We start from the raw sequence: 25,715 nt of genomic DNA, 5'->3' as shown, positions 1-25,715 counted from the left end.
TGAGGCTCCGCATCCTGTTTTTCACGCAGCTTTTTGAGCAACGAGGACGACATGCTGGACAAGACCTACCAACCGCAAGAGGCCGAAGAACGGCTTTACCGGGCCTGGGAGGAGAGCGGGGCGTTTCGCGCCGGCGCGGGCAAAGCGGGCGAGGGCGCGCCTACCTACAGCATAGTCATTCCCCCGCCCAATGTGACGGGCTCCTTGCATATGGGGCATGCGCTCAACAACACGCTGCAGGATGTCCTCATCCGTTTCGAGCGTATGCGCGGCAAGGACGTGCTCTGGCAGCCGGGCACCGACCATGCGGGTATCGCAACCCAGATGGTGGTCGAGCGCCAAATGGCGGCGGAAGGCGCGAATGTGACGCGGCATGATATGGGCCGCGAGGCCTTTGTCGAGCGCGTCTGGCAGTGGAAGGGCGAATCCGGCGGCACGATCATCAATCAGCTGCGCCGCCTCGGCGCCTCCTGTGATTGGAGCCGCGAGCGCTTCACCATGGATGAGGGGCTCTCCAAGGCGGTGCTGAAAGTCTTCGTCGAGCTTTACCGCGACGGCCTCATCTACAAAGACAAGCGGCTTGTGAACTGGGACCCGAAACTCCTGACCGCGATTTCGGACCTGGAAGTCGTGCAGAAGGAAACGAAGGGCAGCCTCTGGCACTTCCGTTATCCGGTAGAAGGCGAGGAGGGCACGTTCATCACCGTCGCCACCACGCGGCCCGAAACCATGCTGGGGGACACCGCCGTTGCCGTGAACCCGGAAGACGAGCGCTACAAGCATCTGATCGGCAAGAACGTCGTGCTGCCGCTGGTCGGCCGGCTCATTCCTATTGTCGGCGATGAACATGCGGACCCGGAACAGGGTTCGGGCGCGGTGAAGATCACGCCCGCCCATGACTTCAACGACTTTGAAGTCGGCCGCCGCCACGATCTGCCGATGATCAATATTTTCGATCAGCATGCGAAACTGAACGAAAACGTGCCGGAGAAATATCAGGGGCTCGACCGGTTCGAGGCGCGCAAGCGCATTGTTGCCGATCTCGACGAGCTCGGGCTTCTGGAAAAGATCGACGATCACACCTTGCAGGTGCCTTATGGCGACCGCTCGGATGTGGTGATCGAGCCTTGGCTGACGGACCAGTGGTATGTGGATGCGGCAACGCTCGCCAAACCCGCCGTGGAAGCGGTCGAGCAGGGCAAAACCCGCTTCGTGCCGAAGAACTGGGAAAAGACTTACTTTGAATGGATGCGCAACATTCAGCCCTGGTGTATTTCCCGCCAGCTTTGGTGGGGGCATCAGATCCCGGCCTGGTACGGGCCGGACGGGGAAATCTTCGTTGCTTATGACGAGGCGGAAGCCGCCTCGCTTGCCAAGGCTCATTACGGCAAGGAAACCGAGCTGACGCGCGATCCGGACGTGCTCGATACCTGGTTCTCATCCGGGCTCTGGGCTTTCTCGACGCTCGGCTGGCCGGACAAGACGCCGGAGCTCGAGCGCTATTACACGACGAGCGTGCTCGTCACGGGCTTTGACATCATCTTTTTCTGGGTTGCCCGGATGATCATGATGGGGCTGCACTTCATGAAAGAAGTGCCGTTCCGCGATGTCTATATCCATGCCCTTGTCCGCGACGAGAAGGGCCAGAAGATGTCGAAGTCGAAAGGCAACGTCATCGACCCGTTGAGCCTTGTCGATGAATACGGCGCCGATGCCCTGCGCTTCACGCTGGCGGCGATGGCCGCGCAAGGCCGCGACATCAAACTTGCGACCAGCCGGGTGGAAGGCTACCGCAATTTCGGCACGAAGCTCTGGAACGCCGCCCGCTTCTGCGAGATGAACGAATGCGTGCGCCAGGAAGGGTTCGATCCGGGTACCGTCAAGCACACGCTGAACCGCTGGATCGTGGGCGAGGCCGAACAGACCGCGCGCAAGGTGACCGAAGAGCTTGAGGGCTACCGCTTCAACGAGGCGGCGGGCGCGCTTTACCGTTTCGTCTGGAACGTCTTCTGCGACTGGTATGTGGAATTCTCAAAACCGCTTCTGAACGGTGATGATGACGTAGCGAAAGCGGAAACGCGGGCAACGGCGGCCTGGGTGCTCGATCAGATTTTGAAACTGCTGCATCCCTTCATGCCCTTCCTTACCGAAGAGCTTTGGCAGCGCACGGGCGAGACCGGCGCACCGCGCGCCAGCATGCTTATCGTGGCCGACTGGCCCGCGCTGGAAGGGCTCACCGATGAGGCCGCGCAAAGCGAGATGGATTGGGTGATCCGCCTTATCACCGATATACGTTCGGTGCGGGCGGAAATGAACGTGCCGGCGGGCGCGAAAATTCCGCTGCTCATCTCCGGCGCAAATGAAACGAGCCTTGCCCGGCTCGAGCGGCATAAAGACATCATCACGCGGCTTGCCCGCCTTGAAAGCGCCGAAGTGCTGGACGGCCCGGCACCCAAGGGCTCGGTGCAGATCGTCTTCGATGAAGCGGCGATCCTGCTGCCGCTTGCCGGCGTCATGGACTTGGCCGCGGAAATGGACCGGCTGAAAAAGGAAATCGACAAGCTTGCAAAAGACATCAAGCAAATCGATCAGAAATTGGCGAACGAGAAGTTCGTATCCAAGGCGCCGGAACATGTGGTCGAGGAACAGCGCGAGCGCCGGGAAGACGCTTTGGTCAAACAGGCCAAGCTGTCGGACGCGCTCAGAAAAATTGCAGAAACGAAGTAAGCTAAAAGATTCAGTTTTCTTTGTAATTTTCTATCTATAAGCTGAAACTTCCAATTCTATCTTGGGGGTTCCATGAAAACTATTTTTGCCGTTGTTGCAGCGACTTTCCTTTTGGGGGGGGTGCTCGTCGATCATTGAAGGCACATCGCAGGAGATTGTGGTGAACACAAATCCGACCGGTGCGAATTGTGAGCTGAAACGGGAAGGGGTCGCTATTGGGCGTGTGTCCCCGACACCAGGCGCCGTCACTATTCGGAAAACAAAACACGACATTACGATAGTTTGCCTGAAAGACGGTTATCAAGAAGCAAGCTACTTTAACAAGTCGGATGTGGCAGGTGCCACGGTTGGTAATGTGATTTTGGGTGGGGGGATCGGTTGGGCGATCGATTCCGCTTCTGGCGCAGATAATAAGTACACCAGCCCGGTGAATATTACGCTTGTACCGCAAGATCCGGTGGCAAATGTAAATGAAAAGACACCTAAACCCGTTACCTCCGCTCAGTCCACACCCACAAGCTAATTTGTACCGATCACGAATTAACCCCGGCAGTGACCTGCCGGGGTTTTTGTTTTAAGCACTTTGTTCTTTGTGCGAGGCCATGAAGTCCTCGAATTCCTTCTCGTCCTTGGCGCGGCGCAGGCGGTCGAGAAATTCTTCGAAGGCGTGCTGCTCTTCTTCGAGCCGTTTCAGGGTTTCTTCCCGGTAGGCATCGAAGGCAGTATTGCCTGTCGGGCGGGACCGGTGCCGGCTGCCCGCGTGTCTGCAGCTATTCTTCCAACCGCGCATTTTTCCGCTCCAAATCATGTAACCGAGAATGGCAAGGCCGAGTGGCCAGAAAACGATGAACCCGCCGATCATCATCGCGATCCAGGCGCCTTTCGGCCAATCGTCCATCCGTTCAAGGCCGATGGCTGCAAGGGGACTGCTGGATGAGGCGGCGTTTGCAGAGTGAGACATGGGTGTCCTCCGTTGGTGACCTTTTGGAAATGTGCGGGGATGCAGCCCGTTTCAAGCCGCGGGAGAACGTTGTTACAATTTGTAAAATGGCGGAAACGGAGCATTTTACGCCCGTTGTGCGGCGGACATGCAAAAGGCGGCGCTGAAACCGCGCCGCCTTTTCCTGCCCCGGGATGAGAGTCCCGTTTACTGATCGAACATGATGACCGAGCGGGCGATCTCGCCTTTTTTAAGCTCCTCGAAGGCCTCGTTCACATCCTCCAATTTGATGCGGCGGGAAATCATCTGATCGAGTTTCAGTTTGCCGTTCATGTAAAAATCGACATAGCGGGGCATGTCCACGGGAAAACGGTTCGAGCCCATGTTGGAGCCCTGGATGCGTTTTTCCTGCAGAAACTCCGCCCCGTGCAGTTCGATATGCACGCCGACGGGGATCATGCCGATGATGTTGGCGGTGCCGCCTTTACCCAGCATTTTGAAGCTCTGCTCGGCGGTTTGCTTGAGGCCGACCGCTTCGAAAGAGTGATGCACACCGCCGCCCGTCAGGTCCAGCACCTGCTGCACCGGATCGCCGTCTTTTGCGTTGATCACATCCGTCGCGCCGAATTCCTTGGCAAGATTGAGCTTCGAGCCGATGGCATCGATGGCGATGATGCGCCCGGCGCCGGCAATCGCCGCGCCGTTGATCGCGGCAAGGCCGATGCCGCCGCAACCGATAACGGCCACCGTTTCGCCCGGACGCACGCTTGATGTGTGAATGACCGCGCCGACGCCGGTGGTCACCGAACAGCCGATAAGGGCGGCAAGATCGAGCGGCATGTCTTTGCGGATGGGCGTGCAGGCATGTTCGTGAATGAGCATCTGCTCGGCAAAGGACGAAAGATTGAGGAACTGGAACATCGCCGCGTCGTTGGCAGCTTTCAGGCGCTGCTCTTCTTCCGCCTGGCGCTGGGTTTCGGGGCTCATGCAGCGGGAAAGGTGCCCCGTCAGGCAGTGCTCGCAATGCCCGCAATAGGCCGAAAGACAGGTGACGACATGATCGCCGGGTTTCACCGTGCGCACTTCCGACCCGACCTGCTCGACGACACCCGCGCTTTCATGGCCGAGAATGGCCGGCAGCGGATAGGGGTATTTGCCTTCGAGAAAATGAAGGTCGGAATGGCAGACGCCCGCCGCCACAGTGCGGATCAGCACTTCATGGGGGCCTGGTTTGTTGATCTGTACATTTTCGATTTGAAGCGGTTTCCCCACTTCGCGCAATACGGCCGCTTTCATGGCTTTCTCCCTGTTTATTTCCGCTTATGCGTCGCACGTGAGCCCGTGCGTTGGGAAAATCTTGGCCCCGGGGCGCGCGAGGGTCAATTGGAGAAAGACTTCACCCTAGGCGAAGCGGGCCGATAGTCGGAAAAATACCGTTTACAGGGTGGTTCCCCCCGCCTTTGCTGCCTACTATCGCGCGCAAGACTGCCGGTTCGCCAAAAGGAGTGCTCCCATGGATGCCAAACGTTTCGACAAATCGAAATTGCCGAGCCGTCACGTGACGGAAGGGCCGGAGCGGGCGCCGCACCGCTCCTACTATTATGCAATGGGGCTGAGCGATGAAGAAATTCACCGCCCCTTTGTCGGCGTCGCCACCTGCTGGAACGAGGCCGCGCCCTGTAACATTTCGCTGCAACGCCAGGCCCAGGCCGTGAAGAAAGGCGTCAACGAGGCTCATGGCACACCGCGCGAATTCACTACCATCACCGTGACGGATGGCATTGCCATGGGCCATCAGGGGATGAAATCCTCGCTCGCAAGCCGTGACGTCATTGCCGATTCCGTGGAACTGACCATGCGCGGTCATTGTTATGACGCGCTTGTGGGCATTGCCGGCTGCGACAAGTCCTTGCCGGGCATGATGATGTCCATGCTCCGGCTCAATGTGCCGAGCGTCTTCATGTATGGCGGCTCGATTCTGCCGGGCCGCTACAAGGATAAAGACGTGACGGTGCTCGATGTGTTCGAGGCGGTTGGTCAGCATTCGGCGGGCAATTTGCCGGATGAAGAGCTGCTGGCGCTCGAATGCGTGGCTTGCCCCAGTGCCGGGGCCTGCGGCGGGCAGTTCACGGCAAACACCATGGCCTGCGTTTCAGAGGCGATAGGCCTTGCGCTGCCCAACTCCGCCGGGGCGCCCGCGCCATATGAAAGCCGGGACGAATATGCCGAAGCCTCGGGCAAGGCGGTCATGAACCTCATCGCGCAGAATATCCGCCCGCGCGACATTTGCACCCGCAAGGCCTTTGAAAATGCCGCCGTCGTCGTTGCCGCAACGGGCGGCTCCACCAATGGCGGGCTGCATCTGCCTGCCATGGCTCATGAGGCGGGGATCGATTTCGACCTTCTGGAAGTCGCGGAGATTTTCAAGAAAACGCCTTATATCGCGGACCTCAAACCTGGCGGGCAATATGTCGCCAAGGATATGTATGAGGCGGGCGGCATGCCCATGCTGCTGCGCACGCTGCTCGACGGCGGCTATCTGCACGGTGACTGCCTGACGGTGACGGGCAAGACGCTGGAAGAAAATCTGGAAGGCGTCACCTTCAATACAGACCAGAAAGTGATCTATCCGGTGACGAACCCGCTTTCACCTACCGGCGGGGTTGTCGGCTTGCAGGGCACGCTTGCGCCGGATGGGGCAATCGTGAAAGTCGCGGGCATGCAGACCTTGCGGTTTAGAGGTCCGGCACGGGTTTTCGACTGCGAAGAAGAAGCCTTCGAGGCGGTCGAGAACCGGCAATATGAAGAAGGCGAGGTTCTGATCATCCGCTATGAAGGCCCGAGAGGCGGGCCGGGTATGCGCGAAATGCTCTCCACCACGGCGGCGCTTTACGGGCAGGGCATGGGGGATAAAGTGGCGCTCATCACCGACGGACGCTTTTCCGGCGCGACGCGCGGTTTCTGCATCGGTCATGTGGGGCCGGAAGCAGCCCTTGGCGGCCCCATCGCGCTGGTCGAAAACGGCGACATGATCACTATCGATGCCGAAAAAGGCCGCATCGATCTCGAAGTCAATGACGATGTCCTGGAAGCGCGGCGGAAGAACTGGGCACCGCGCGAAACCGATTACGCTTCGGGCGCGCTTTGGAAATATGCCCAGCTTGTCGGCACGGCGCGCAAGGGCGCGGTGACCCATCCGGGCGGCGCGGCCGAGAAACATTGTTATGCGGATATTTGAGACGTGAGTAAAAAACCGAAGGCCTATGTCTCCTGGAGCTCGGGAAAGGATGCCGCCTGGGCGCTTCATAAAGCGCGCCAGGCGGGCGAGTTTGACATCACAGGCATCCTGACCACCGTGACGGGCACCTTCTCGCGCGTTTCCATGCACGGCGTGCGTGAGGAACTTTTGGACCTGCAGGCCGCAGCGCTCGGCTTGCCTTGTCATAAAGTCTCCATTCCATGGCCCTGCCCGAACGAGACTTATGAAGCGCGGATGGAAGAAGCGGTGAGCGCCCTGAAGGCGCAAGGCGTCACCCATATGATTTTCGGCGATCTTTTTCTGGAAGATGTACGCGCCTACCGGGAGGAAAAGCTGAAAGGTACGGGCCTCACCCCCGTCTTTCCGCTTTGGGGCGAAGAAACGGCCGCGCTTGCCCGCGAGATGATCGATGGCGGGCTCGAGGCGCATCTTGTTTGCGTCGATCCCCGGCAGGCGCCCAAAGAGGTTGCCGGGCGGCGCTTCGATGCTGCTCTGCTTGCCGGTCTTCCTGCAAGCGTCGATCCTTGCGGGGAACGGGGCGAGTTTCATACCGTTGTTACGGCAGGACCGATGTTTACCAAGTCCATTGCTTGCCAGCCCGGAGAGGTGGTGGAACGGGAAGGTTTCATCTACGCTGATTTTCTGCCGGGCTGACCCCGGCGCGATGACCGAGTTGAAGGAGGCGCATAAATGCGCAAATTGCCGCTCACTCTAGCTGCCGCATTGCTCGGCCTTGGCGGGCTGCCCGCCACCGCCGCTGCCGATTTCGAGCGGGGCATTGCCGCGTTCCGTTCCGGCGATGTGGAAACGGCGGTTGAAGAATGGAAGGCAAGCGCGGCGGACGGCCATGCGCTTTCGGCCTATCTGCTCGGCAATCTTTATATGAACGGGCGGGGTGTGCCCGCCTCGGATGCGCTGGCCTTTTCCTATTTCACGCAGGCTGCGGAAATGGGCAATAGCGATGCGCAGGTGCGCCTTGCGCAGTATTACCTGACCGGCATTCCGGATATCGAGCTGGAACGGGATTATTTGAAAGCGCTCGACTGGTTCGACAAGGCGGCACTGAAATTCAATCCGGAAGCGCAATATTATCTCGGCAAGATGCACCGAAACGGCCTCGGCGTGCCGCGCAGCCGGGTGGAAGGGATGCGCTGGCTGCTGCTATCGGCCAAGAAAGGCTATGTGCCTGCCTTTCTTGAGCTTGCCCGCATCTATGCCAAGGGTGAGGGCATTGCCGAGGAACCCGTCGAAGGGGCCATGTATCTCAACCTTGCCAAGAAACTCGGCACGGACGAGGAGCGCGAACAGGCGAACGCGCTGCAGGATCAGCTCAAAGGTATTTTCAGCGCCGACGTGCGCCTGCAAGGCGAAGCGCGGGCCCGCCAATGGCTTGAGGCCCGCAAGAGCCGGGGCTAACCAACGATCACTTCTTCCTCGCCGAACCAGAGCGGGGAGGTCTTGAACGCGATAAACTTTGCTTCGTCTTCCAAAAGCGCCCGTCCGGCTTCCCTGCCTTCGTCCGTTTGCGTGCCGGCGCGCAGTTCATCGAGGTTTTCCCACCAAAGCTCCGCCACCCCGTCATAGGTTGCCGGTGCCTTTTCCAGCGATCCGGCACGGGAGGCGCGCAGCGGGTCCGTGTCCGGCAGATCGCGGCTATGGAACTGCACATAGCGTTTGATATGCAGTGCCTTGGCGTGCTTGCGCACCAGCGGCCCGTGGCTGTTCAACCAATAATCCTGGAACTCCTCGCGCGTCATACCGTCTTTACGGGTAAGGCAGAATGTGAGTTTGATCATAAAGATCCCTTTGGCCTCGTTATATTCAGTTTGTGTGGGCGCTAGTCTAACCTGAGCCCTGCCCGATGTGCGAGGCGGGGGGCGTCACGATCGAGAGAGTAAGGAGAAGGGACATGAAGATCGCCATTGGCGGCTTTCAGCACGAAACGAATACCTTCGCGCCGATGAAGGCGGATTTTGCCGCTTTCGAGCAAGCCGATTCCTGGCCTGCGCTGCAGGAAAGCAATGCGCTGCTGAATGCGTTTGGCGGCATGAATATCCCCATCTCCGGTTTCATGGATCAGGCAAAAGCGCTCGGCCATGAGCTCGTGCCGCTTTTATGGTGTTCGGCAACGCCCTCCGGTCCGGTGACGAAAGACGCTTTCGAGCGCATTGCACAGTCCATGCTGTCGAAACTCGAAATGGCATTGGAAGAAGGCATCGACGCGCTTTATCTCGATCTGCACGGGGCAATGGTCTGCGAGCATCTGGAAGATGGGGAAGGCGAACTTCTCACCCGTATCCGGGCGCTGACGGGGCCTTCGCTTCCTATTATCGTCAGCCTCGATCTGCATGCGAATATAAGCGAGACCATGCATGCCCATGCGGACATGCTCGTCACCTACCGGACGTATCCCCATGTCGATATGGCCGAGACCGGCCAGCGTGCTGCCGAAGCGCTGGAAGCGCGGCTGCGCGAGGGAACGCGCGCGGCGTGCGCCTTCCGGAAAATCGATTTTCTTATTCCGCTCACCGCTTCCTGCACGCTGGTGGACCCGGCGAAAGAAATTTACGGCGGGCTCGGCGATCTTGAACGCGGGACGGTGAAATCCGTCTCGCTCGCCACCGGCTTTTCACCGGCGGATATTTCCTTTTGCGGGCCCTCGGTTCTTGTCTATGCCGCAGCTCAAGAGGAAGCGGACGGTGTTGCGGACGAACTTGCCCGCCGGCTCTATGCGCTGGAAGACCGGTTCGCGGGCGCGCTCTGGGCGCCGCAAGCCGCCCTTGCCTATGTGACGGAAACGGGCAAGCCGGGCCCCTTCATCCTGGCCGACACTCAGGACAATCCGGGCGCGGGCGGCAATGGCGATACGGTCGAGCTTCTGAAAACCATACTGGATAGCAATTTGGAAAAATCGCTGATGGGCGTGATTTACGATCCGGAAGTTGCCCGCGCCGCGCATGAGGCAGGCGAAGGCGCGGCAATCTCCCTGCCGCTTGGCGCGAAAACCGGCGGGGCGCCGGAAGAGCCCATTCATACCGATTGGCAAGTGATCCGGCTGTCGGATGCGCCTTTTGCCGCGACGGGGCCTTTTTATGCAGGCTCGCAGATCTCGCTCGGCAAGGCCGCGCTCTTGCGGCACGGCGCGGTCGATGTCGTTGTGGCCGAGCGCAAGGTGCAATGCGCGGATCAGGCGATGTTTACGCATCTTGGCGCGGAACCTTCAAGCTACCGCGTCGTCGCGGTGAAAAGCTCGGTGCATTTCCGCGCCGATTTCGAGCCCATTGCCGAAGAGGTGCTGGTGGTCGCAAGCCCCGGCCCGAACCCGGCGGACCATACGCTCTTGCCATATAAGCGCTTGCGGGCAGGGGTGCGGCTGATGCCGGGCGGCGATGTCTTTCCGGGCGAGCCGGTGCGCTGAGGCCTAAAACTCAAGCTCCGCCCAGACCGGCACGTGGTCGGAAGGCTTTTCCCTCCCGCGCATTGCCTTGTCGATGTCGCAGGCGCGCAGCCGGTCGGCGGCTTGCGGCGAGAGAAGCAAATGGTCGATCCTGATGCCATTGTCCTTCTGCCAGGCCCCGGCTTGATAATCCCAAAACGTGTATTTATGGGGCTCGGAATGACAGGCGCGGAAGGCTTCCGTCAGGCCGAGATTGAGCAGCTCGTAAAACTTCGCGCGTGATTCCGGCCGGAACAGCGCATCGTTCCGCCAAGCGTCCGGATCGTGCACATCGTCTTCATGGGGAATGATGTTGTAATCACCCATCATCACGAAAGGCTCTTCGAGCAGCAGCAGCTCTTTTGCGCGGGCGATGAGCCGGTCCATCCATTCCAGCTTGTAAGAGAACTTTTCCGTATCGACCGGATTGCCGTTCGGCAGGTAAAGCCCGCAGACGCGCAGCACGGTGCCGCCCGCGGGCACCACGGCCTCGATATAACGGGCCTGTTCATCCCCGTCATTGCCGGGCAGGCCGCAGGTCACATCTTCAAGCGGGTATTTGGAGAGAATGGCAACGCCATTATAGGTCTTCTGGCCGTGCACGGCGACGTTATAGCCAAGGTCTTCGATCTCTCCGGCAGGGAATGCGTCATCGACGCATTTGATTTCCTGCAGGCACACCACATCCGCTTCGGATTCCTTCAACCAGTCTTTCAGATGGCCGAGACGGACCTTGATGGAATTGACGTTGAATGTGGCGATTTTCATAAGACCTCCAAAGCAAAAGCCCGCTGAGCGGCAGCGGGCTTTTTATCATGCTTGGGCGGGCTTGTCTCAGCGATCGCAGTCAGATCGAAAAGGAGGTGCCGCAGCCGCAATTGGCCGTGGCATTGGGATTGTTGATCTTGAAGGCCGCGCCGATCAGATCGTCCACGTAATCGATCTCCGAGCCGCCGAGATACATCTGCGAAAGCTCGTCGATGAGGACGGTCGCGCCGCCCCGCTCCAGCACCAGATCGTCATCCTGTTTTTCGTCGTCGAAGGTGAAAGCATATTGGAAGCCGGAGCAGCCCCCGCCTGTCACCGCGATGCGCAGCATCACGCCGGGCTCCTCACCGGAGAGGATTTTGGAGATTTGCTTTGCCGCGCGTTCGGACAGGGTAATGGGCTGTCCCACACCGGGCAGTTCCAATTCCATGCTCTCGCTCATTTGATCCATCCGCTTCTTTGTCTACCGGCTTAGCCACCTGCCGGTCTTGCCGGTTTGCATCGGCCGGTTTACTCATGGCTGGTATTATAGCCTGGAAATACTCTAAACAGATGTAAGAAGAAGGGCCGATTTGTCAAATATTGCCTCCCATCCGGCGATGTTCAGGCAAATAGGCACAAAATGCAGGGGGTTTCTTTGGCCTTATCCAATCCGGCAGCTACCGCGCCTTTTGCGAGCCTGGCCGCCCGTTCACGGGGGCGGCTCTTTGAGGAGCCGGAAAGCGCGACGCGCACCGCCTTTCAGCGGGACAGGGACCGGATCATCCATTGCGCCGCCTTCCGCCGCCTGAAACACAAGACGCAGGTCTTCGTCTATCACGAGGGCGATTATTACCGCACGCGGCTGACCCATTCGCTGGAGGTGGCGCAGATTGCCCGCTCCGTCGCCCGGGTACTGGGCCTCGATGAAGACCTCGCCGAAGCGCTGGCGCTGGCGCACGATCTCGGCCATACGCCTTTCGGCCATGCCGGGGAAGAAGCGCTTGATGCCTGCATGGAAGGTTATGGCGGTTTCGACCATAACGCGCAGACGCTGCGCATTCTCACCAAGCTCGAGCGGCGCTATCCGCGCTGGACCGGCCTCAATCTGACCTGGGAAACGCTGGAAGGGATCGTCAAACATAACGGCCCGCTCATCGGCAATGGGCGGGGCCTTGAAGATCTGCCGCGCGCTATCGTTGAATACGCGGAAGTGCAGGATCTTGAGCTTCACACCTTTGCTTCTGCCGAAGCGCAGATCGCGGCGCTCGCCGACGACATTGCCTATAACAACCACGACATTGATGACGGATTGCGCGCCGGGCTTTTCACCTTCGAGGACTTGCTGGATGTGCCGCTGGTCGGCGCGGTGTTCAAGGACGTCTATGACACCTATCCGGGGCTCGACCCCAAGCTCGTCAAGCACGAGGCTGTGCGCGGCATGATCGGGCGGATGGTGGGCGATCTGATCGGCGAAACGAAAACCCGCATCGCGCGGATCAAACCGCAAAGCGTGGAAGAGGTGCGCGGGGCGAGCGAGCCCGTTGCGGCCTTCAGCGCCGAGATGAGTGAGAACGATGCAGCGCTGAAGGGCTTTCTCTTCAAACGCATGTACCGCCACTACAAGGTCAACCGCTCGATGAGCAAGGCACGGCGGATCGTGCAGGAGCTCTTTGCGCTCTTCCATGCCGAGCCCAATCTTCTGCCGCCGGAATGGCAGCAGGGGTGCGACGGGCCCAAAGGCATGCGCACCGCGCGGCGGGTCTGCGATTTCATTGCCGGCATGACGGACCGTTTCGCCATCAGCGAGCACAAGCGCCTCTTCGATCTGCATGACGAGCGGATGAGCTGATCAGATGCTCTGAGGACGCGCCATGCGGGGTATGAAGGGCGTTTCGAAGCCCGCTTTCATTGGCAGTATAGTTCGCACTAGCAAGGCGCGGCTTCTACCGTTACATTCCGCCCGCACCGCAAATATCTAGTAGCATCATGAATATTTTTTCGCATTTTCAGACCATCATCACCGATCAACTTGGCGCGCTGAGCGCCGAGGGCAAGCTTGCCGAGGGGCTCGATTTTTCCAAGATCACGGTCGAGCCGCCGCGCGATGCAGCTCATGGCGATCTTGCCACCAATGCCGCCATGGTGCTGGCCAAGGCGGCGGGAATGAAACCGCGTGATCTGGCTGAATTGCTTGCCGCCAAGCTGGAGGCGGCCGGGCATTTCACCAAGGTCGATGTGGCCGGTCCCGGCTTCATCAATCTAACGCTTCAGCCGGACTTCTGGCGCGCCCAGGTGGCACATATTCTCAATGCGCGAAACACCTACGGGGAAGTGGATGCGGGGCGGGGTGAACTCGTCAATGTCGAATATGTTTCCGCCAACCCGACGGGCCCCATGCATGTGGGGCATACGCGCGGCGCGGTCTTCGGCGATGCGCTGGCGAACCTGCTGGAAAAAGCCGGCTATAAGGTTTGCCGGGAATATTACATCAACGATGCGGGCGGGCAGATCGAGGTGCTGGCCCGCAGCGTCTTCTTGCGCTACCGCGAAGCGCTGGGCGAGGATATCGGCGATATTCCCGAGGGGCTTTATCCCGGCGATTATCTCGTGCCTATCGGTAAGGAGCTTGCGGCGGAATATGGCGATAAGCTGAAAGCCATGCCGGAAGCCGACTGGCTGGAGATCGTCCGCAAACGGGCGATCGAGGCCATGATGGAAATGATCCGGGGGGACCTCGCGGCGCTCGGCATCGAGCACGAGGTTTTCTATTCCGAACGCTCGCTGCATGAAAACGGCGCGGTCGAGGAAACGCTGGCCTATCTGGAAAGCAAAGGCCTTATCTATACCGGCGTGCTGGAGCCGCCCAAGGGCAAGACGCCGGAAGATTGGGAACCGCGCCCGCAAACGCTCTTCAAGTCGACGGAGTTCGGCGACGATGTGGACCGGGCCCTGAAGAAGTCGGATGGCAGCTGGACCTATTTCGCGCCCGACATCGCCTATCATTACGACAAATATAAACGCGGCGCGGCGCATCTCATCGATGTGTGGGGCGCGGATCATTCCGGCTATATCAAACGGATGAGCGCGGCGGTTGCCGCCGTCACCGACGGCAAGGCCGATCTCGATGTGAAGATCTGCCAGCTCGTGAAGCTCTACCGGAACGGCGAGCCGGTGCGCATGTCCAAGCGCGCGGGCAGCTTCGTTACCTTGCGCGATGTGGTGGAGGAAGTCGGCCGGGACGCGGTGCGCTTCATGATGCTCTACCGGAAGAACGATGCGCCGCTCGATTTCGACTTTGCGAAGGTGAAAGAGCAGTCCCGCGAGAACCCGGTTTTCTACGTGCAATATGCCCATGCGCGCATTCATTCGGTGCTGCGCAATGCGCAAGCTGAGGTCAGCGGTATTGACCTATCCGACAGCGCGCTTGCCAAGGCCGATATGGCGCTCCTGCGCGATGAGGCGGAGCTGACGCTGATCAAGCAAATGGCGCAGTTCCCGCGCATGGTGCAATCGGCGGCGGAGGCCCATGAACCGCACCGCATCGCTTTTTACCTCTATGAGCTGGCCTCGGCCTTCCACGGGCTCTGGAACAAGGGCAAGGACGATCCCTCGCTCAGATTTATCCTCGCCGATGACAAGAGTGTTACGCTTGCAAGGCTGGCTCTGATTCGCGCTGCCGCCTATGTGGTGGAGGCGGGCCTTGGCATATTGGGGGTAGAAGCAATAGAGGAGATGCGCTGATGTCCGATCGGGATGATGAAGGACATGGCCGTTTCGTGCCGCATCCGTCCGACGAGGAATTCCACACTTATGACGCGACGGATGAGGAAGAAGAGCGCGGGCGCGGGCCCTTGCTGCTCGCCGGGATCATTCTGCTGCTCGCGGCCTTTGGGGGCGTTCTGTTCTTTGCCTATCAGCAAGGCGTGAAAGAGGGGATGCGCAGCGCCCCGCCGCTGATCCGCGCCGAGCAGGGCCCGGCGAAAGTGACGCCGCAGGACCCGGGCGGCATGGAAATTCCGCATCAGGACAAGCGTATTTATGACCGCATCGCCGGGGCGGAAAGCGAAGAAGAGGGCGTCGAACGGCTCTTGCCCCGCGCCGAGGAGCCCATGAAGCTGCCGAACGGGGATACGGAAGAAAAGCCCGCCGCTGAAAAGGAAACGGCTTCCGAACCTTCCAGCCCCGAGGAAGCCGTTATTCCCGGCGCTGCGCCGCGCACGCCGGCGGCCAAGCCCGCGGAGAGCGCCAGCAAGCCGGCACCTGCTGCTGCTTCCTCCGGTTCTTCGGGCAATTATGTGGTGCAGATCGCTGCTCTTCGCAGCGAGGCGGATGCCAAATCCCGCTTCGCCAGCTTGCAGAAGCAGCATAGCGACCTCCTGAGCGGTACGCAGGCGGATATCCAGCGGGCCGATCTTGGTGACAAGGGGGTCTATTACCGGCTTCGGATCGGCTATCTGGACAGCAAATCGAGCGCCGACAGTCTCTGCTCCAAGCTGAAATCGCGCGGCCTCGACTGCCTTGTGCGGGAGCGCTAAGCGCGCATGAGCACGCCCGGTGCGGTGATATTCGGCTCCAAGGGGCCGGTTTTGAGCGAACGGGAACGCGCCTTTTTCAAAGAGGCCGGTCCCTGGGGCTTTATCGTTTTTGCCCGCAATATCGAAAATCCGGACCAGCTGGCCGCCCTGACCCAAAGCTACCGGGAGGCTGTGGGCCGGGATGCGCCCATCCTGATCGATCAGGAAAGGGGCCGGGTGCAGCGTCTGCGCCCGCCGCATTGGCGTTCCTATCCAACGGGCGCAGCCTACGGCGCGCTTTACAGCGCCGATCCTGAAAAAGGGCTGGAGGCGGCGCGGCTTGGCGCGCGGCTTATCGCCGGGGAGCTTGCCCGCGCCGGGGTGACGGTCGATTGCCTACCGGTGCTCGATGTACCGGTGCCGGGCGCTCATGACGTGATCGGCGACAGGGCCTATGGGCTGACGCCCGAACCTGTCATTGCCCTCGGCCGGGCGGCCTGCGAGGGACTGCTGCAAAACGGCGTCTTGCCCATCATCAAACATATTCCGGGCCATGGCCGGGCGGGGGTGGACAGCCACGAGGCGCTGCCCGTGGTGGATGCCCCGCTGGAGGTTCTGCAGGTAACCGATTTTGCGCCGTTCCGGGCGCTGGCGGACATGCCGCTCGCCATGACCGCCCACGTCATTTACAGCGCCATCGATGCGGAGGCCCCTGCCACAACCTCGTCCAAGGTGATCGCGGAGGTGATCCGGGGCGATATCGGCTTTGACGGGCTGCTTATGTCCGATGATTTGTCCATGAAGGCGCTGGGCGGGGATTTCGGCGCGCGGACCCGGACCTCGTTTGCGGCGGGCTGCGACATGGTGCTTCACTGCAATGGCGACCCGGGTGAGATGGAGGCCATCATGGCCGAGGTGCCCCGGCTCGGCGGCAAGGCGCTGCTTCGGGCCGAAAACGCCCTTGGCCGCTACCGCCCGCCGCAACCTTTCGACGAGGAAGCAGGCTGGGAGGCCTTTCAGGCGCTTATTGGAAACTATTCCTAGATGCTTGCAGACGCATCCGCCAATTCGCCCACAGGAAATTGCCGGATCGGGGCAAAAGCCCGTGCCCCGAATCCCAAGGCGCGTTATAAGGGCAGACAGCCTGCGGCGCGGCCCGCCGTCCGGTTCCTTCAACGAGTTGCCAATACATGACCCAGCCGCCGACCGACCCCAACGCTGCTCCGCCTGAGGAGGAGAGCGCCGCCGAAGCATCCGCCGCCGAGGATAAAGGCGCGGCGGAGGACTTTGATGCGCCCGTTCGGGTCAATCCGGACGAAAGCGAGCGTGAAGACGGGCTGGTGATCGATATTAGCGGCTATGAAGGCCCGCTCGACGTTCTGCTGACGCTGGCCCGCAACCAGAAGGTGGATCTGACCAAGATTTCCATTCTGGAACTCGCCGAGCAATATCTGCAATTCATTCAGGAAGCGCGGAAGCTGGAGCTCGATCTTGCCGCCGATTATCTGGTGATGGCGGCCTGGCTTGCCTTCTTGAAGTCGAAGCTTCTGCTGCCGCCGCCTGAAGACGAAGAGGGCGAGCTTTCGGGCGCGGAAATGGCCGCGCGTCTTGCCTTCCAGCTGCAGCGCCTGGAGGCGATGCGCAAGGCGAGTGAGCAGCTCACAAACCGCACCCGCATGGGCATTCATGTATTCGCGCGCGGCAAGCCGGAAGGGGTACGCGTGATCCGCACGCCCGAATGGCAGGCGGACCTTTATGAACTTTTGAAAGCCTATTCCGTGCAGCGCGTACGTGGCACCTTCACCGAGAATTATGAGGTGAAGAAACTCCCGATCCTGGCGATTGAGGATGCGCGGCGGCGGCTGGAAAACCTGATCGGCGCGGCGATGGATTGGGGGCGGATCGATAGTTTTTTCCCGCCCGATTTCGGCACCGGGAAGAAACGGCGCTCCGCGCTTGCAAGCACCTTGAGCGCGACTTTGGAAATGGTGAAGGACGGCAAGCTGGAAATCCGGCAAACCGGCCCGTTCCAGCCCGTCTATGTCAGGCGGCGCGGGGATGAGGCGGGCAGGCCGTCCGGCGCCGCTCCCGGCACGAACGAGTAGATGATGGATCATAGCGAAGTGAAAAAAGACGAGGCCGAGCTGGAAGCCGTGGAAACGGAAGCCGCCGAAGAAGATGCGGCCGAGGTCGAAGAAGCTGTGAGCGAGGCCCCGGCTGATGAGGTAGAAGAGGGCGCTGAGCAAGCAGCTGACGAAACCTCTGAAGACACCTCCGATGAGGACGCAGACGAGGACGGCGAAGCGGACGCTGGAGAGAGCGAGGACAGCAATGTCGAGGCTTTCCCCGTGCAGGACCCCGCGCAGCAATTGCGCATGGTCGAGGCGCTGCTTTTCGCCGCCGCCGAGCCGCTGGACCGGGACAGCATTGCCGCCCGCCTGCCGGAAGGGGCGGATGTCGGCGCGCTGATCGAGGATTTGCAGGCGCTTTATGCCGAGCGCGGCGTCAATCTGGTGCGTGTGGCCAATAAATGGATGTTCCGCACGGCTGAAGACCTCTCCTTCCTGATGCGCCGGGAGGCCAAGCAGCAGAAGAAGCTTTCCCGCGCGGCGCTCGAAACGCTTGCGATCATCGCCTATCACCAGCCGGTGACGCGGGCGGAAATCGAGGAAATCCGCGGCGTGAGCGTTTCTAAGGGCACGGTGGACGTTTTGATGGAAACCGGCTGGGTGCGCCTGCGCGGCCGCCGCCGGGTGCCGGGCCGCCCCGTCACTTACGGCACGACGGAAGAGTTTCTGGTGCATTTCGGCCTTGAAAACATTTCCGACCTGCCCGGTCTCGATGAGCTGAAAGCTTCCGGCATGCTTGAAGGGCACCTGCCGCCGGGCTTTGAAGTGCCTGTTCCCTCCGATGCGGGCGGCGATGGGGATGGCGAATTCGATGACGACCCCTTACATGAAGAATATGGGGAGGCGCTGGACGATCACGTCGCCCAGAGCGCTTCGGGCGAAGGTGAAGACGACTGAATCTCTATTCTTGGTCATGCGTTGCGGCGAAGAGTGGATTCTGAGATGATAAAAGAAGTTAGCTTCGTCTCTTAAGACGTATGTGGAGATTATTGAATGGGACAGATCGGTCCGTGGCAGATCATCATCGTTGTGGTGCTCGTCGTGCTCTTGTTTGGGCGCGGCAAGATTTCCGCGCTTATGGGTGATGTCGCCAAAGGTATTCGCAGCTTCCGTAAAGGGCTGACGGAAGAAGAAGCCGACGAGCAGGCTGAGGCGAAAAGCCTGGAAAACAAACAGGAGCAGCCTGCCGGCGAGCGGGCTGCGGATGCGGAAAAGGACAGCAAGGTCAATAGCTGACCTTCACGCACGGCGGCGCCGGGCGGAGCGGCATCTGCATCATGTTCGATATTGGCTGGTCTGAACTTCTTCTGATAGGCGTGATTGCCATTCTCGTGGTGGGTCCGAAAGACCTGCCGCGCATGATGCGGGTTGTCGGCCAATATGCCGGGAAGATCCGCGCGATGGCGCGGGAGTTTCAGCGCTCTTTCGACGATATGGCACGCGAGGCGGAACTGGAGGAACTGCGCAAGGAAGTGCAGGACATCCGCAAAGCCAACCCGGTCAATAAGTTAAAGGACAGCTTTAAGGATCCGGTCGATGCGGTGAACAAGGCGATCATGGAGGGCGTACCGCCGGAAGAAGCCCATAAGATCGCCGCCGAAGCAGAAGGTGACAAGGATCGCGTGAGCGTTTCTGAAAAATCCGAGCCGGAGAAAACCGCCGAAGCCCCTGCCGCCGAAACCCCGGTCTATGAAGGCCATGAAGGACCCAAGCCGGAAACAGAGCCGGTGCCTCAAGAAAAGCCCGAACGCAAAGCCGGCCCCCTAGACGGAAAATCCGATTTATGAGTGAGCGTAGCGACGAGCCGGATGACGACATCGAGGCGTCCCGCGCCCCGCTTATCACGCATCTCATCGAGCTGCGCACCCGGCTGCTTTATTCGGTCGTGGCCATCGCCATCGGTTTTGCCATCTGCTTCTATTTTGCCGATGTGATCTACAATATCCTGCTGCTGCCCTATGAGATTGCCGCCGGTGACGATGCGGCTAATCTGAAGGTGATTTTCACTGCGCCGCAGGAATATTTCTTCACGCAGCTCAAGCTCGCGCTTTTCGGGGCGACGTTCCTTGCCTTTCCGGTGCTTGCCTCGCAGATCTATATGTTCGTCGCGCCCGGCCTTTATAAAAACGAGCGCGGCGCTTTTCTGCCTTATCTTCTGGCAACGCCGGTACTCTTCGCGCTCGGGGCGGCGCTTGTCTATTTCCTGATCATGCCGCTGGCGCTCGGCTTTTTCCTTTCCATGCAGCAAAGCGGCGGTGAAGGGAAAATCGCCATCGAGCTTTTGCCGCGGGTGAGCGAATATCTCAGCCTGATCATGACCTTGATCCTGGCTTTCGGCTTCTGTTTCCAACTGCCTGTGGTGCTTAGTCTTTTGGGGCGGGCCGGGCTTGTCACCGCAGCCCAGCTGCGCTCGGGCCGTAAATACGCGATTGTGGCGGTGTTTGCCGCGGCGGCCATTTTGACCCCGCCGGACATCATCAGCCAGGTCGGCCTCGGCCTGCCGACCCTGCTCCTCTATGAAATTTCGATCCTCTCCGTCGCCATGATCGAGCGGCGGCGTAAGGAGCACGAGGAAGACGAGCCATACGAGGACGAAAAGGTCTGATTTCCGGTTATCCTTCCGCAGCTCTCCAGCATTGGCGGCAGGGGGCGGCCCCGCTGGACGGGCCTTGCCCCAACGCTTATACAGGCAGCCAAATCATTGTTGTCCGGCGTGGCCCGAGTCGCGCCGGAAGCCACATCTGACACGGCGGACGATCCATGTTCGATATCAAGCTGATCCGCGATGATCCGCAGGCTTTCGATGCCGCTCTGGCCAAACGGGGCGCCGAGCCCCAGGCCGAAAAACTGATCGCGCTCGACGCCAAGCGCCGCGACGTCATTGCCCGCACCCAGGAAGCCCAGACCCGGCGCAACGCCACCTCCAAGGAAGTGGGCGCGGCCAAGGCGAAAGGCGATGAAGAGCGGGCGAACGCGCTCATCAAGGAAGTCGCCGAGCTGAAAGAGGCGCTGCAGAAGGGCGAGGAAGAAGAAAAGCGGATATCCGCCGAGCTTGACGACATGCTCTCGCGCATTCCCAACCTGCCGCATGAGGATGTGCCGGTCGGCAAGGACGAGGAAGACAATGTCGAGCGGCACAAGCATCTGGAGCCGCGCCGCTTCAACTTCGAGGCGAAACAGCATTTCGATCTCGGCGAAGGCATGGGCTTCATGGACTTCGAGGCGGCGGCGAAGCTCTCCGGCGCGCGTTTCGTCGTTCTGAAAAGCCAGATGGCGCGGCTTGAGCGGGCGATCGGCAATTTCATGCTCGATCTGCATACGAGCGAGTTCGGCTATATGGAAGTCGCGCCGCCCGTGCTGGTGCGCGATGAGGCGATGTTCGGCACGGGCAACCTGCCGAAATTCGCCGAAGACGCTTTCCGCACGGAAAACGGTTATTGGCTGGTGCCGACCGCCGAAGTGCCGCTCACCAATCTGGTGCGCGAAAGCATTCTGGCAGAAGAAGAATTGCCGCTGCGCATGACGGCGTTCACCCCGTGCTTCCGCTCAGAAGCAGGTTCCGCGGGGCGCGACACGCGCGGCATGATCCGTATGCATCAATTCTCCAAGGTTGAGCTTGTCAGCATCACCGCGCCGGAAAAATCGGCGGAGGAACACGAACGTATGCTTTCCTGTGCCGAGGAAGTGCTGAAACGGCTCGAACTTCCCTACCGGGTGATGACGCTGTGCACGGGCGATATGGGCTTTGGCGCGCGCAAGACCTATGACATCGAGGTCTGGCTGCCGGGGCAGGATGCCTATCGGGAGATTTCGAGCTGTTCGAATTGCGGCGACTTCCAGGCCCGGCGCATGGGTGCGCGCTACCGCCCAGGCGACGGCGACAAGAAGGGCAAGGGTGCGACGCGCTTTGTGCATACGCTGAACGGCTCCGGGCTTGCCGTTGGCCGCACGCTCGTCGCGATCCTTGAAAATTATCAGCAGGAAGACGGCAAGGTGGCGGTGCCTGCCGTGCTGCAGCCCTATATGGGCGGGCTTGAGGTGATCGGCTGATGGCGAACGCAAAACGCACGAGTAAGAAACTGCCGCTTGCGGGCAAGCGCATCCTGCTCAGCAATGATGACGGCATTCATGCGCCCGGCCTCAAAACGCTGGAAAAGATCGCCCGCCAGCTTTCCGATGATGTGTGGATCGTGGCGCCGGAAACGGAGCAGAGCGGGGCGTCGCACTCGCTGACGCTGGCCGATCCATTGAGGCTGCGCAAAGTCAATGCGCGCAAATTCGCCGTTTCCGGCACCCCGAGCGACAGCGTGATGATGGCGCTGCGCCATGTGCTGAAAGATAAAGCGCCGGACCTTGTGCTTTCCGGCGTCAACCGCGGCCAGAATATTGCCGATGATGTGACCTATTCGGGCACGATCGCTGCCGCCATGGAAGGCACCATTCTTGGCGTTCCTTCCATCGCGCTCAGCCAGGCTTACGGGTTCGACGGCAAGCAGAACGTCAAATGGGCGACGGCGGAGCATCACGCGCCGAAACTTATCCTGCAGCTTTTGGAAGAAGGCTGGCCGAAGGAAGTGCTGATCAATATCAACTTCCCCGATGTCGCCCATGATCATGTCAAAGGCATCGAGGTGACGGCGCAGGGCCGGCGCGACCAGTCGCTGGTCAAAGTGGAAGAACGCATCGACGCGCGCCACCGGCCTTATTACTGGATCGGTTTTGAAGCGAAGAAATCCAACCCGCCCAAGGGCACGGACCTGCACGCGATCTATAATGGCTTCATTTCCATCACGCCGCTCCACATGACGCTGACGCATGACCGCTCCCGGCGCGCGCTGCTCAAGGCATTCGGTTAGGGGGCAGGATGCCGGAGGAGGAAAGAGAAGGGTTTGGCGCGGCCGATCCGGCGAAAATTTCGCTGATCATGGAACTGCGTAGGCGCGGCATCAAAAGCAAAGCGGTGCTTTCCGCCATCGAGCGCGTGGCGCGGGACAGCTTTGTACCCACGACCTTCTCGAAACAGGCCTATGAGGACCACGCTCTGCCCATCGAATGCGGGCAGACGATTTCCCAGCCTTTCGTGGTTGCTTATATGACGGAAAAGCTGGAGGTCGGGGACCGGATGAAGGTTCTGGAAGTGGGAACGGGCTCTGGATATCAGGCAGCAATCCTGTCCCGTTTATGCCGCCGCGTTTACACAATTGAGCGCTATCGGACGCTGATGCGCGATGCCGTTAACCGTTTCGAAACCTTAAATCTGCACAACATTACTACAAAGGTGGGCGATGGTGCGTCCGGCTGGCCGGAACAAGCACCGTTCGACCGGATCATGGTTACCGCCGCCGCCCCCGAATTGCCGCAGACGCTGGTGGACCAGCTGAAGGTGGGCGGCATCATGGTTTTGCCGGTCGATATTCCCGGCAGGCCGCGCGAGCAAAAGCTGGTGCGCGTGACACGCACCGAGACAGGCATCGAGCGGGAAGATATGATCGACGTGCGTTTCGTTCCCCTTGTCGAGGGCGTCGCACGGGAGAGCTGAAGAGGCGGAAAGTGGCAATGGGACTGGCAGATATGAAGACCAGTCGGGCACGGCAGAGCGGTGCGGGGCTCGGCCTTGTGCAGCGCGCACCGCTTATCAAGCGCCTTTTTGTACTTGTTCTGAGTTTTGCCTTCATCTCCGGCTGCGCCAGCCAGCCTGCCTGGTGGGACGCGCAATACGATTACCGCAATGGCTCCCCGGGCGGCGGTTCCAAAAACTATTCATCGAGCGCCCGGCGCAATGCGCCCGCGCCCCTGCCGCGCCCGAGCGTGAGCACGCCGCGCCGTCCGCCGGTGCAAACGGCCGCCCGCTCCGGCGGCACATATCACGTCGTCAAACGCGGAGAGACGGTGTACCGCATTTCAAAAATGCATGGGATGCAGGTCAAGGAACTTGCGCGGCTGAACGGGCTCGATTCTTCTTACAACATCGAAGTCGGCCAGAAACTGCGCCTTAAAGGCACGCCCGTGCAAGTGGCCTCCGCCTATCCGCAGGCCCGGCCGGGACAAACCGGTACGGTGTCGCCCGGCGCCCCGCGCCCTTATGTCAAACCGCCGCTGCCCGCGCCGCCGCCGCCTGCCGGCGGTTTCATCTGGCCGGCGGAAGGCCGTGTGCTTTCCAGCTTCGGCTCCAAGGAAGGCGGCCTTCATAATGACGGCATCAACATCGCCGTGCCCGAAGGCACGCCCGTGCGCGCCGCCCAAAGCGGGGTGGTTGCCTATGTCGGCAACGAGCTGAAAGGCTATGGCAATCTCGTGCTGGTGCGCCATGCCGATGGCTGGATGACGGCTTATGCCCATAACGGCAAAATTCTCGCCAAGCGCGGGGACAAGGTGGTGAAGGGCCAGACGATTGCGCTGTCCGGCCAGTCGGGCAGCGTGAGCACGCCGCAGATCCATTTCGAAGTGCGCAAGGGCACGAAGCCCGTGGACCCCAAGCGCATCGTGCGCGCTTAAGCGGTTTGAAGAAAAATCAGATCAACGGCTTTCCAAGCCGCCCGGCCACATCCTGAATATACTGCCAGGCAACGCGCCCTGAGCGCCCGCCGCGCGTCGCCGCCCATTCGACGGCGCCTGCCTCCAATTCTTCCGGCCCGATATCCAGCTCTAGAAACGCGGCATAACCCGCCACCATTTCCAGATAATCCTGCTGCGAGCATTTGTGAAAACCGAGCCAGAGGCCGAAGCGGTCCGAGAGCGAGACTTTCTCTTCCACGGCTTCCGACGGGTTGATGGCGGTCGAGCGTTCGTTTTCCATCATGTCGCGCGGCATGAGATGGCGCCGGTTCGAGGTGGCATAGAAGATCACATTGGCCGGCCGTCCCTCGATGCCGCCTTCCAGCACCGCTTTCAGCGATTTGTAGCTGGTGTCGTCATGGTCGAAGGAAAGATCGTCGCAGAAGATGACCGTGCGCCGGCCGCTTTCGCGGATCGCCGTCATGAGGCGGGGCAGGGTGCCGATGTCTTCCCGGTGAATTTCAATGAGTGCCAGCGAGCCCGGCTTTGCCTTGTTCATCTCGGCATGGGCGGCTTTCACCAGCGAGCTTTTACCCATGCCCCGCGCGCCCCAAAGCAGCGCGTTGTTGGCGGGCAGGCCCTGCGTGAAGCGGCGGGTGTTTTCCAGAAGAATATCACGGACATTGTCGACGCCGCGCAAAAGCGAAATATCCACCCGCGAGACGGTTTCGACCGGCAAGAGCCGGCCGGTTTCCGGTTCCCAGACAAAGGCATCGGCTCCCTCGAGCGAAGGCACCGCCTCAGGCGCCGGTGCCAGCTTTTCCAGGGAAACGGCAATGCGTTCCAGGACGGCTAAGAGCTCTGGGTCTTTGGTCATGCGGCTAACTCCCTTGTCGCGCTCTTAAGGCGGCACAGCCCAGATGGCGCTGGCCCTGGAACGGGCGGACATTAGGGCGCTGCCGGAAAATGGTCAACGCAGCGAAAGCGGCGTTATTTCAAAGGTTTGGGGCGGTTTTCGGGCCGAGACAGGGTTTGCAAAGCGCCAGCGCGCCGGTATAGTCCGGCCTCAGGATTTCAAGCGGCGCCATGCGCCTCCTTCAGGAGACAAAGATGTTCATTACCCCGGCTTATGCCCAGGGCACCGGCGGCGGCAGCAGCGATCTGCTGATTTCGCTTTTTCCGTTCATTCTGGTTTTCGTCATCATCTATTTTCTGATGATCCGCCCGCAGCAAAAGCGGGTCAAGGAACACCAGGCCATGATCAATGCGGTGCGCCGGGGTGACGAGATCGTCACGGCTGGCGGCATTGTCGGCAAGGTGACGAAGGTCAATGAAGGAGACGAAATCCAGGTGGAGATTGCTGAGAATGTGCGTGTCCGCATCATAAAGGGCACAATCACCACCGTGCGCTCCAAGACAGAGCCGGCGCCTGAGGCAGCCAACTCCAACTAATTGAGCCAGCCTC

Annotated in this window: 26 protein-coding genes; 20 read left to right on the top strand and 6 right to left on the bottom strand. The window is 60.4% G+C overall.

The genetic code is table 11. The features are described from left to right. The first annotated feature begins 51 nt into the window (after positions 1–51). Together M2A_RS02555 and M2A_RS17925 are read left to right on the top strand one after the other, a co-directional pair. On the top strand, positions 52–2,727 hold the full coding sequence (locus M2A_RS02555; RefSeq protein WP_045443013.1) for a valine--tRNA ligase: 2,676 nt from the start codon (positions 52–54) through the stop codon (positions 2,725–2,727). 160 nt (positions 2,728–2,887) lie between these two features. Then, complete coding sequence (locus M2A_RS17925; RefSeq protein ID WP_156101657.1) at positions 2,888–3,250, top strand: hypothetical protein; 363 nt, start codon at positions 2,888–2,890, stop codon at positions 3,248–3,250. Positions 3,251–3,301: 51 nt separating this feature from the next. Here M2A_RS17925 and M2A_RS02550 read toward each other — a convergent pair whose 3' ends face one another. Both M2A_RS02550 and M2A_RS02545 read right to left on the bottom strand, forming a co-directional pair. Further along, positions 3,302–3,688 carry a DUF2852 domain-containing protein gene (locus tag M2A_RS02550; RefSeq protein ID WP_052379146.1) on the bottom strand — a complete coding sequence of 129 codons (387 nt, stop codon included), beginning with the start codon at positions 3,686–3,688 and terminating at the stop codon, positions 3,302–3,304. Between the two features lie 186 nt (positions 3,689–3,874). Beyond that, positions 3,875–4,963 (bottom strand): Zn-dependent alcohol dehydrogenase, encoded by a 1,089-nt coding sequence (locus tag M2A_RS02545; protein WP_045442592.1) that lies wholly within the window; start codon positions 4,961–4,963, stop codon positions 3,875–3,877. 217 nt (positions 4,964–5,180) lie between these two features. On the opposite strand from M2A_RS02545, the gene ilvD reads away from it, so the two are divergent. From ilvD to M2A_RS02530, 3 genes are read left to right on the top strand one after another with little or no spacing between them, the layout of a single operon-like run. Continuing rightward, on the top strand, positions 5,181–6,905 hold the full coding sequence (gene ilvD / locus M2A_RS02540) for a dihydroxy-acid dehydratase (RefSeq protein WP_045442591.1): 1,725 nt from the start codon (positions 5,181–5,183) through the stop codon (positions 6,903–6,905). A 3-nt stretch (positions 6,906–6,908) separates the two neighbouring features. Further along, positions 6,909–7,580: a Dph6-related ATP pyrophosphatase gene (locus M2A_RS02535; RefSeq protein ID WP_045442590.1), complete on the top strand. Its 672-nt coding sequence runs from the start codon at positions 6,909–6,911 to the stop codon at positions 7,578–7,580. Between the two features lie 36 nt (positions 7,581–7,616). Continuing rightward, positions 7,617–8,342 carry a tetratricopeptide repeat protein gene (locus tag M2A_RS02530; protein ID WP_045442587.1) on the top strand — a complete coding sequence of 242 codons (726 nt, stop codon included), beginning with the start codon at positions 7,617–7,619 and terminating at the stop codon, positions 8,340–8,342. Here the strand turns inward: M2A_RS02530 and M2A_RS02525 are convergent. Next, on the bottom strand, positions 8,339–8,722 hold the full coding sequence (locus tag M2A_RS02525) for an EthD domain-containing protein (RefSeq protein ID WP_045442584.1): 384 nt from the start codon (positions 8,720–8,722) through the stop codon (positions 8,339–8,341). The two genes, M2A_RS02530 and M2A_RS02525, sit on opposite strands and share 4 nt — an antisense overlap. A gap of 113 nt (positions 8,723–8,835) precedes the next feature. On the opposite strand from M2A_RS02525, the gene M2A_RS02520 reads away from it, so the two are divergent. Then, on the top strand, positions 8,836–10,344 hold the full coding sequence (locus M2A_RS02520; protein WP_045442581.1) for a M81 family metallopeptidase: 1,509 nt from the start codon (positions 8,836–8,838) through the stop codon (positions 10,342–10,344). A gap of 3 nt (positions 10,345–10,347) precedes the next feature. Here the strand turns inward: M2A_RS02520 and xth are convergent, their stop codons facing one another. Both xth and erpA read right to left on the bottom strand, forming a co-directional pair. Further along, positions 10,348–11,130, bottom strand: coding sequence for an exodeoxyribonuclease III (gene xth, locus M2A_RS02515; RefSeq protein WP_045442578.1), 783 nt, complete (start codon positions 11,128–11,130; stop codon positions 10,348–10,350). A gap of 79 nt (positions 11,131–11,209) precedes the next feature. Beyond that, a complete protein-coding gene (gene erpA, locus M2A_RS02510; protein WP_081875356.1) occupies positions 11,210–11,572 on the bottom strand; it encodes an iron-sulfur cluster insertion protein ErpA in 363 nt (120 codons plus the stop codon). 195 nt (positions 11,573–11,767) lie between these two features. Between erpA and M2A_RS02505 the strand changes: the two genes are divergently transcribed. The 13 genes from M2A_RS02505 to M2A_RS02445 all read left to right on the top strand — a co-directional run bounded on the left by M2A_RS02505 (position 11,768) and on the right by M2A_RS02445 (position 24,250). Next, complete coding sequence (locus tag M2A_RS02505; protein ID WP_244444362.1) at positions 11,768–12,961, top strand: deoxyguanosinetriphosphate triphosphohydrolase; 1,194 nt, start codon at positions 11,768–11,770, stop codon at positions 12,959–12,961. A 137-nt stretch (positions 12,962–13,098) separates the two neighbouring features. Continuing rightward, positions 13,099–14,853 carry an arginine--tRNA ligase gene (gene argS, locus M2A_RS02500; RefSeq protein ID WP_045442574.1) on the top strand — a complete coding sequence of 585 codons (1,755 nt, stop codon included), beginning with the start codon at positions 13,099–13,101 and terminating at the stop codon, positions 14,851–14,853. Continuing rightward, a complete protein-coding gene (locus M2A_RS02495) occupies positions 14,853–15,647 on the top strand; it encodes an SPOR domain-containing protein (RefSeq protein WP_045442571.1) in 795 nt (264 codons plus the stop codon). The genes argS and M2A_RS02495 overlap by 1 nt, the downstream gene beginning before the upstream one ends. Before the next feature lie 6 nt (positions 15,648–15,653). Continuing rightward, a complete protein-coding gene (gene nagZ / locus M2A_RS02490; RefSeq protein WP_045442569.1) occupies positions 15,654–16,670 on the top strand; it encodes a beta-N-acetylhexosaminidase in 1,017 nt (338 codons plus the stop codon). A gap of 146 nt (positions 16,671–16,816) precedes the next feature. After that, positions 16,817–17,731 carry a segregation and condensation protein A gene (locus tag M2A_RS02485; RefSeq protein ID WP_045442566.1) on the top strand — a complete coding sequence of 305 codons (915 nt, stop codon included), beginning with the start codon at positions 16,817–16,819 and terminating at the stop codon, positions 17,729–17,731. A 270-nt stretch (positions 17,732–18,001) separates the two neighbouring features. Beyond that, positions 18,002–18,652, top strand: coding sequence for an SMC-Scp complex subunit ScpB (gene scpB / locus M2A_RS02480; RefSeq protein WP_052379174.1), 651 nt, complete (start codon positions 18,002–18,004; stop codon positions 18,650–18,652). Between the two features lie 96 nt (positions 18,653–18,748). Next, complete coding sequence (locus tag M2A_RS02475; RefSeq protein WP_045442564.1) at positions 18,749–18,991, top strand: twin-arginine translocase TatA/TatE family subunit; 243 nt, start codon at positions 18,749–18,751, stop codon at positions 18,989–18,991. Between the two features lie 41 nt (positions 18,992–19,032). Then, on the top strand, positions 19,033–19,542 hold the full coding sequence (gene tatB, locus M2A_RS17080) for a Sec-independent protein translocase protein TatB (RefSeq protein ID WP_052379144.1): 510 nt from the start codon (positions 19,033–19,035) through the stop codon (positions 19,540–19,542). Next, entirely contained in the window at positions 19,539–20,360 is an 822-nt protein-coding gene (gene tatC, locus M2A_RS02465) for a twin-arginine translocase subunit TatC (protein ID WP_045442562.1), read from the top strand. Before tatB ends, tatC begins: the two co-directional genes overlap by 4 nt. 155 nt (positions 20,361–20,515) lie before the next feature. Then, positions 20,516–21,805 carry a serine--tRNA ligase gene (gene serS / locus M2A_RS02460; RefSeq protein WP_045442559.1) on the top strand — a complete coding sequence of 430 codons (1,290 nt, stop codon included), beginning with the start codon at positions 20,516–20,518 and terminating at the stop codon, positions 21,803–21,805. Then, positions 21,805–22,611: a 5'/3'-nucleotidase SurE gene (gene surE / locus M2A_RS02455; RefSeq protein WP_045442556.1), complete on the top strand. Its 807-nt coding sequence runs from the start codon at positions 21,805–21,807 to the stop codon at positions 22,609–22,611. The genes serS and surE overlap by 1 nt, the downstream gene beginning before the upstream one ends. 8 nt (positions 22,612–22,619) lie before the next feature. Beyond that, entirely contained in the window at positions 22,620–23,294 is a 675-nt protein-coding gene (locus M2A_RS02450; RefSeq protein ID WP_045442554.1) for a protein-L-isoaspartate(D-aspartate) O-methyltransferase, read from the top strand. A 17-nt stretch (positions 23,295–23,311) separates the two neighbouring features. Beyond that, positions 23,312–24,250, top strand: a complete 939-nt coding sequence (locus tag M2A_RS02445; RefSeq protein WP_052379143.1) for a M23 family metallopeptidase — start codon at positions 23,312–23,314, stop codon at positions 24,248–24,250. Positions 24,251–24,266: 16 nt separating this feature from the next. Here M2A_RS02445 and M2A_RS02440 read toward each other — a convergent pair whose 3' ends face one another. Continuing rightward, a complete protein-coding gene (locus M2A_RS02440; RefSeq protein WP_045442551.1) occupies positions 24,267–25,127 on the bottom strand; it encodes an ATP-binding protein in 861 nt (286 codons plus the stop codon). Between the two features lie 233 nt (positions 25,128–25,360). On the opposite strand from M2A_RS02440, the gene yajC reads away from it, so the two are divergent. After that, positions 25,361–25,702, top strand: coding sequence for a preprotein translocase subunit YajC (gene yajC / locus M2A_RS02435; RefSeq protein ID WP_045442995.1), 342 nt, complete (start codon positions 25,361–25,363; stop codon positions 25,700–25,702). Positions 25,703–25,715: the final 13 nt, after the last annotated feature.

Origin of the sequence: Tepidicaulis marinus (assembly GCF_000739695.1) — a bacterium.
Taxonomy (GTDB): Bacteria; Pseudomonadota; Alphaproteobacteria; order Parvibaculales; family Parvibaculaceae; genus Tepidicaulis; species Tepidicaulis marinus.
The sequence above is the reverse complement of the archived record's forward strand: the minus strand, read 5'-3'. Positions and strand labels throughout refer to the sequence as shown.

Excerpts from the sequence above, each read along its gene's own strand:
- M2A_RS02555 (WP_045443013.1), top strand. The coding sequence starts at position 52 with ATGCTGGACAAGACCTACCAACCGCAAGAGGCCGAAGAACGGCTTTAC.
- M2A_RS02550 (WP_052379146.1), bottom strand. The coding sequence starts at position 3,688 with ATGTCTCACTCTGCAAACGCCGCCTCATCCAGCAGTCCCCTTGCAGCC.
- M2A_RS02545 (WP_045442592.1), bottom strand. The coding sequence starts at position 4,963 with ATGAAAGCGGCCGTATTGCGCGAAGTGGGGAAACCGCTTCAAATCGAA.
- ilvD (WP_045442591.1), top strand. The coding sequence starts at position 5,181 with ATGGATGCCAAACGTTTCGACAAATCGAAATTGCCGAGCCGTCACGTG.
- M2A_RS02530 (WP_045442587.1), top strand. The coding sequence starts at position 7,617 with ATGCGCAAATTGCCGCTCACTCTAGCTGCCGCATTGCTCGGCCTTGGC.
- M2A_RS02525 (WP_045442584.1), bottom strand. The coding sequence starts at position 8,722 with ATGATCAAACTCACATTCTGCCTTACCCGTAAAGACGGTATGACGCGC.
- M2A_RS02520 (WP_045442581.1), top strand. The coding sequence starts at position 8,836 with ATGAAGATCGCCATTGGCGGCTTTCAGCACGAAACGAATACCTTCGCG.
- xth (WP_045442578.1), bottom strand. The coding sequence starts at position 11,130 with ATGAAAATCGCCACATTCAACGTCAATTCCATCAAGGTCCGTCTCGGC.
- erpA (WP_081875356.1), bottom strand. The coding sequence starts at position 11,572 with ATGAGCGAGAGCATGGAATTGGAACTGCCCGGTGTGGGACAGCCCATT.
- argS (WP_045442574.1), top strand. The coding sequence starts at position 13,099 with ATGAATATTTTTTCGCATTTTCAGACCATCATCACCGATCAACTTGGC.
- M2A_RS02495 (WP_045442571.1), top strand. The coding sequence starts at position 14,853 with ATGTCCGATCGGGATGATGAAGGACATGGCCGTTTCGTGCCGCATCCG.
- nagZ (WP_045442569.1), top strand. The coding sequence starts at position 15,654 with ATGAGCACGCCCGGTGCGGTGATATTCGGCTCCAAGGGGCCGGTTTTG.
- M2A_RS02485 (WP_045442566.1), top strand. The coding sequence starts at position 16,817 with ATGACCCAGCCGCCGACCGACCCCAACGCTGCTCCGCCTGAGGAGGAG.
- scpB (WP_052379174.1), top strand. The coding sequence starts at position 18,002 with ATGGTCGAGGCGCTGCTTTTCGCCGCCGCCGAGCCGCTGGACCGGGAC.
- M2A_RS02475 (WP_045442564.1), top strand. The coding sequence starts at position 18,749 with ATGGGACAGATCGGTCCGTGGCAGATCATCATCGTTGTGGTGCTCGTC.
- tatB (WP_052379144.1), top strand. The coding sequence starts at position 19,033 with ATGTTCGATATTGGCTGGTCTGAACTTCTTCTGATAGGCGTGATTGCC.
- tatC (WP_045442562.1), top strand. The coding sequence starts at position 19,539 with ATGAGTGAGCGTAGCGACGAGCCGGATGACGACATCGAGGCGTCCCGC.
- serS (WP_045442559.1), top strand. The coding sequence starts at position 20,516 with ATGTTCGATATCAAGCTGATCCGCGATGATCCGCAGGCTTTCGATGCC.
- surE (WP_045442556.1), top strand. The coding sequence starts at position 21,805 with ATGGCGAACGCAAAACGCACGAGTAAGAAACTGCCGCTTGCGGGCAAG.
- M2A_RS02450 (WP_045442554.1), top strand. The coding sequence starts at position 22,620 with ATGCCGGAGGAGGAAAGAGAAGGGTTTGGCGCGGCCGATCCGGCGAAA.
- M2A_RS02445 (WP_052379143.1), top strand. The coding sequence starts at position 23,312 with ATGGGACTGGCAGATATGAAGACCAGTCGGGCACGGCAGAGCGGTGCG.
- M2A_RS02440 (WP_045442551.1), bottom strand. The coding sequence starts at position 25,127 with ATGACCAAAGACCCAGAGCTCTTAGCCGTCCTGGAACGCATTGCCGTT.
- yajC (WP_045442995.1), top strand. The coding sequence starts at position 25,361 with ATGTTCATTACCCCGGCTTATGCCCAGGGCACCGGCGGCGGCAGCAGC.